Below are 5,147 nucleotides of genomic sequence, written 5' to 3'. Positions count from 1 at the left end.
TATAATGAAGATGAGGTTCAAAAGAGCCAGATACCGTCTGGATTGTGTGGGTAAATGGCTATGATGAACGAAATGGAATACAGAACAATCGGTTCGGCACTTGCCGGGGGCTATCGTGCGGCGGTCTATTGCAGGCTGTCAAAGGACGATGACCTGCAAGGCGAAAGTGCCAGTATCGCCAACCAGCGGGATATGCTGGAAAAATACTGCGAAAAGCAGGGATGGGAGGTTGTGGCAGTCTATCAGGACGATGGCTTCACAGGTCTTAATATGGAGCGTCCTGATTTACAGAGGATGTTGAGAGCTATTGAGCGCAGGCAAATCAACCTTGTCATCACGAAAGACCTCAGCCGACTGGGGCGTAACTATCTGCAAACCGGGCATTTGATTGAGGACTTTTTCCCAAGAAACGGTGTCCGCTATATTGCCATGAATGACGGTATCGACACCCTGCGGGATAACAACGACATCGCCCCGTTCAAGAATATCCTGAATGAGATGTACAGCAAGGATATTTCCAAGAAAGTCCATTCCTCTTATCTTCTGAAAGCGCAGAAAGGACAGTTTACCGGGTGTCTTGCCCCGTTTGGGTATCGGAAAGACCCGGAGGACAAAAACCATCTGCTCATTGACGAGGAAACCGCCCCGATTGTGCGGCTGATTTTCGGATATGCCCTGAACGGTCATGGTCCGAACTATATCCGCAGACGGCTGGAGGAAGAAAAAATCCCCTGCCCCACATGGTGGAACCGGGAACGGGGGCTTCGCAACACCCGAACCAAATGGGAAAAGAAAGACCCGGAAAACGGGCGGTATATGTGGGACTTCTCCGTTATCAAAGACCTTTTGATGAATCCCGTCTACACCGGTGCGATTGCTTCCCAGAAAAAAGACTACCGTTTCAAAATCGGCACAATTGGGGAAAAGAAGCCGGAGGACTGGATTGTGGTGGAGGGACAGCATGAACCGCTGATTGACCGCATGAGCTTTGACATTGTGCAGAACAAGATGAAATCCCGCCAGCGTCCGGGGCAGACCGATGAAATCAGCCTGTTTGCCGGATTGTTAAAATGCGGCGAGTGTGGGAAGTCGCTGACGGTACGCTACACAAACGCAAAACATCCCCAGCGGATTTATTCCTGCAAGACCTACAACGCCTTTGGAAAGAACCACTGCACCCAGCACCGGATTGACTATGACACCCTTTACAGCCATGTGCTGCGGAAAATCCGGGAATGTGCCAGAGCTGCCCTGATGGACGGGGAAGCGGTTGCCGACCGCCTGACCAATACCTGTGAAGCAGAGCAGCGGGAACAGCGGGAAGCAATGGAACGCTCCCTTACAAGGGACGAGGAACGGATTGAGGTTCTGGACAAAATGGTCATGCGGCTTTATGAGGATATGATTGCAGGGCGTATCAGTGAGCAGAATTTCAACACCATGCTGGAAAAGACACAGACCGAGCAGACGGAGCTTAAAACCAGAGTATCCGAGGGCAGAAAGCGGCTGTCCGATGAAGTCCAGCTTGCCAATGACGCAAAACAATGGGTGGAAGCCATTCAGGAATACGCCAACATCACAGAGCTGGACGCAGCCACCCTCAACCGCTTAATCAAAGAAATCGTCGTGCATGAACGCATTGACGAAGATAAAACAAGACACATTTCTATCGAAATTCATTTTAATCTCAAACCCATCCCGGAGGTGGAACAGGTCACTGCCTGACCTGTCCCGCCGGGACGGTTCTCTTAAAAACACCATATAGATTTTTTGTACGCCGCCGCCCGCCATCGAGCAGAGTTTTACACCTAATTGGGGATAAAACAGCTCATGGCCGGCGCTGGTGTAGCCGTAGTCGGCATGGTCCTTGTACCTCTGCTCTCCGGGCTGTTCTCTGTCTAAGCGTTCCTGCATGAAATCCTTGCCGCTCCCGCAGTTCTGCGGGGGCGGCGGAAAGGAGGTTGACACCGTATGGATTTCTTACTTGAAGCCCTGACGAATTGGCTGAAAGAAATGCTGGTGGGCGGTATTATGAGCAACCTTTCGGGGATGTTTGACAGTGTAAACCAACAGGTAGCGGATATATCCGTACAGGTAGGACAGACCCCACAGGGATGGAATGGCAGTATTTTCAATATGATTGAGAATCTGTCCAACTCCATCATGGTGCCGATTGCAGGTGTGATCCTGGCTATCGTGATGACCGTAGACCTGATCCAGATGATTGCAGACAAGAACAACCTGCATGATGTGGATACCTGGATGATTTTCAAGTGGGTGTTCAAATCAGCTACCGCCATCCTCATTGTCACAAACACATGGAATATCGTGATGGGCGTCTTTGATATGGCGCAGAGCGTGGTGGCGCAGGCGGCAGGGATTATCAATTCGGATGCGTCCATTGACATTTCCTCAGTTATGACCGATCTGGAACCGAGGCTGATGGAAATGGATTTGGGACCGCTGTTCGGACTGTGGTTCCAATCCCTCTTTATTGGCATTACCATGTGGGCGTTATATATCTGTATCTTTATCGTCATTTATGGCCGTATGATTGAGATCTACCTTGTGACTTCGGTGGCTCCCGTTCCAATGGCTGCCATGATGGGCAAAGAATGGGGCGGTATGGGACAGAATTACCTCCGATCCCTGCTGGCACTGGGCTTTCAGGCGTTTCTCATTATCGTCTGCGTGGCAATTTATGCTGTGCTGGTGCAGAACATCGCTCTGGAAGATGACATCATCATGGCAATCTGGAGCTGCGTGGGCTACACCGTACTGCTATGTTTTACGCTGTTCAAAACCGGCAGTCTCGCCAAATCAGTCTTTCAGGCGCACTAAAACGGAAGGAGGTTTCCACATTGGCTTATGTACCCGTACCCAAGGACTTAACAAAAGTCAAAACAAAGGTCATGTTCAATCTGACCAAGCGGCAGCTTATCTGCTTCACGGGCGGAGCGCTTATTGGCGTACCGCTTTTCTTTTTGCTCAGAAAACCTACCGGAAACAGTGTAGCGGCTATGTGTATGATGCTGGTTATGCTGCCCTTCTTTATGCTGGCTATGTACGAAAAGCATGGACAGCCCCTGGAAAAGATCGTGGGCAACATTCTCAAAGTAGCTGTGATCCGTCCAAAGCAGCGACCTTACCAGACCAACAACTTTTATGCCGTATTAAAGCGGCAGGAAATGCTCGATAAGGAGGTGTATGACATTGTTCACCGTAATAAAAAAATGGCTGCGTCGGATGTTCGGAAAAAACGAGGAAAAAACTGTGCAGCCGGTAAAGACAAAGAAAAAACTGTCCCGCGCCGATAAGAAGCAGATCGAAGCGGCCATTGCCCGCGCTAACCGCACGGACAAAAAAGGAAAATCTGCGCAGGACAGTATCCCTTATGAACGGATGTGGCCGGACGGAATCTGCCGCATATCAGACAGCCACTACACAAAGACTATCCAGTTTCAGGACATTAACTATCAGCTCTCCCAAAACGAAGATAAGACGGCAATCTTTGAGGGTTGGTGTGATTTCCTCAATTATTTTGACAGCTCGATTCATTTCCAGCTGTCTTTTTTGAACCTTGCGGCATCGGAGGAGACCTTTGCTAACTCTATTTCCATCCCGCCCCAGAGGGATGCCTTTGACAGTATCCGCGAGGAATACACCACAATGCTGCAAAATCAGCTGGCCAGAGGTAACAACGGTCTCATCAAGACCAAATACCTGACCTTTGGTATCGACGCGGACAGCATCAAAGCTGCCAAGCCCCGTCTGGAGCGTATTGAGACCGATATACTTAATAACTTCAAGCGTCTTGGTGTAGCTGCCAGAACGCTGGACGGTAAAGAAAGGCTTTTTCAGCTTCATGCGGTATTCCACATGGATGAACAACTCCCGTTTCAGTTTGAATGGGACTGGCTGGCTCCTTCCGGTCTGTCCACAAAGGATTTTATTGCACCAAGCTCCTTTGAGTTCCGCACCGGCAAGCAGTTCCGTATGGGTAAGAAATACGGGGCTGTTTCTTTTTTGCAGATTCTCGCACCGGAACTGAATGACCGTTTGCTGGCTGATTTTCTGGATATGGAAAGCTCGCTCATTGTGAGTATGCACATTCAGTCGGTGGATCAGGTGAAAGCCATCAAAACGGTAAAGCGAAAGATTACCGACCTGGACCGCAGCAAGATCGAGGAACAGAAAAAAGCAGTCCGTGCCGGATACGACATGGACATCATTCCATCTGACCTTGCTACCTACGGCAGTGAAGCGAAAAAACTCTTGCAGGATTTACAGAGCCGCAACGAGAGAATGTTCCTTTTGACCTTTCTGGTGCTGAACACAGCGGACAATCCCCGTCAGCTTGGCAACAACATCTTTCAGGCAGGCTCTATTGCCCAGAAGTATAACTGTCAGCTGACCAGGCTGGACTTCCAGCAGGAAGAAGGGCTGATGAGCTGTCTGCCTCTGGGTCTCAATCAGATTGAGATTCAGCGAGGACTGACCACCAGTTCCACAGCTATCTTTGTGCCCTTTACTACGCAGGAACTGTTCCAGAACGGGAAAGAAGCTCTGTACTACGGCATCAATGCTCTGTCCAACAACCTCATTATGGTGGACAGAAAGCTGCTGAAAAACCCCAACGGCCTGATTCTGGGTACGCCGGGTTCCGGTAAGTCCTTCAGCGCAAAACGAGAAATTGCCAACTGCTTTTTGCTTACCAGTGATGATGTTATTATCTGTGACCCGGAAGCGGAGTACGCACCTCTTGTTGAGCGTCTGCATGGGCAGGTCATCAAGATCTCACCTACTTCAACCAACTATATCAATCCGATGGATCTGAATCTGGACTATTCGGATGATGAAAGCCCGCTGTCACTCAAGTCTGACTTTATCCTCAGCTTGTGTGAGCTGATCGTGGGCGGTAAGGAGGGCTTGCAGCCGGTGCAGAAAACCATTATTGACCGTTGTGTACGACTGGTTTACAACGAATATCTCAATGACCCGAAGCCGGAGAATATGCCGATTTTGGAGGACCTTTATAACTTGCTGCGGGAGCAGGAAGAAAAAGAAGCTCAGTACATTGCAACGGCATTGGAAATCTATGTAACGGGTTCGTTGAATGTGTTCAATCATCAGAGCAATGTGGACAT

4 protein-coding genes and 1 pseudogene are annotated in these 5,147 nt (G+C 49.6%); all 5 read left to right on the top strand.

Features of this window, described 5'->3' with window-relative positions; genetic code table 11:
* Window positions 1-54 precede the first annotated feature (54 nt).
* Window positions 55-1,725 (top strand): recombinase family protein, encoded by a 1,671-nt coding sequence (locus GT748_RS14685; RefSeq protein ID WP_161222387.1) that lies wholly within the window; start codon window positions 55-57, stop codon window positions 1,723-1,725.
* 90 nt (window positions 1,726-1,815) lie between these two features.
* Window positions 1,816-1,902 (top strand): annotated as a pseudogene (locus GT748_RS14680) (Maff2 family mobile element protein); the annotation flags it as partial.
* Window positions 1,903-1,971: 69 nt separating this feature from the next.
* On the top strand, window positions 1,972-2,841 hold the full coding sequence (locus GT748_RS14675) for a VirB6/TrbL-like conjugal transfer protein, CD1112 family (RefSeq protein ID WP_134107576.1): 870 nt from the start codon (window positions 1,972-1,974) through the stop codon (window positions 2,839-2,841).
* A 20-nt stretch (window positions 2,842-2,861) separates the two neighbouring features.
* The gene (locus tag GT748_RS14670) at window positions 2,862-3,317 is read left to right on the top strand and encodes a PrgI family protein (protein ID WP_134107574.1); all 456 of its coding nucleotides are present in this window, start codon (window positions 2,862-2,864) and stop codon (window positions 3,315-3,317) included.
* On the top strand, window positions 3,274-5,147 hold a 1,874-nt coding region (locus GT748_RS14665; RefSeq protein ID WP_161222388.1), incomplete at its 3' end, for a VirB4-like conjugal transfer ATPase, CD1110 family. The genes GT748_RS14670 and GT748_RS14665, both read left to right, overlap by 44 nt.

Source organism: Bittarella massiliensis (ex Durand et al. 2017), from assembly GCF_009876955.1.
Classification (GTDB): domain Bacteria; phylum Bacillota; class Clostridia; order Oscillospirales; family Ruminococcaceae; genus Bittarella; species Bittarella massiliensis.
This window is presented reverse-complemented; position numbering and strand designations above follow the sequence as displayed.

Bases quoted from the DNA above. Each gene is read 5' to 3' on its own strand.
- GT748_RS14685 (WP_161222387.1), top strand. From the start codon at position 55: ATGGCTATGATGAACGAAATGGAATACAGAACAATCGGTTCGGCACTT.
- GT748_RS14675 (WP_134107576.1), top strand. From the start codon at position 1,972: ATGGATTTCTTACTTGAAGCCCTGACGAATTGGCTGAAAGAAATGCTG.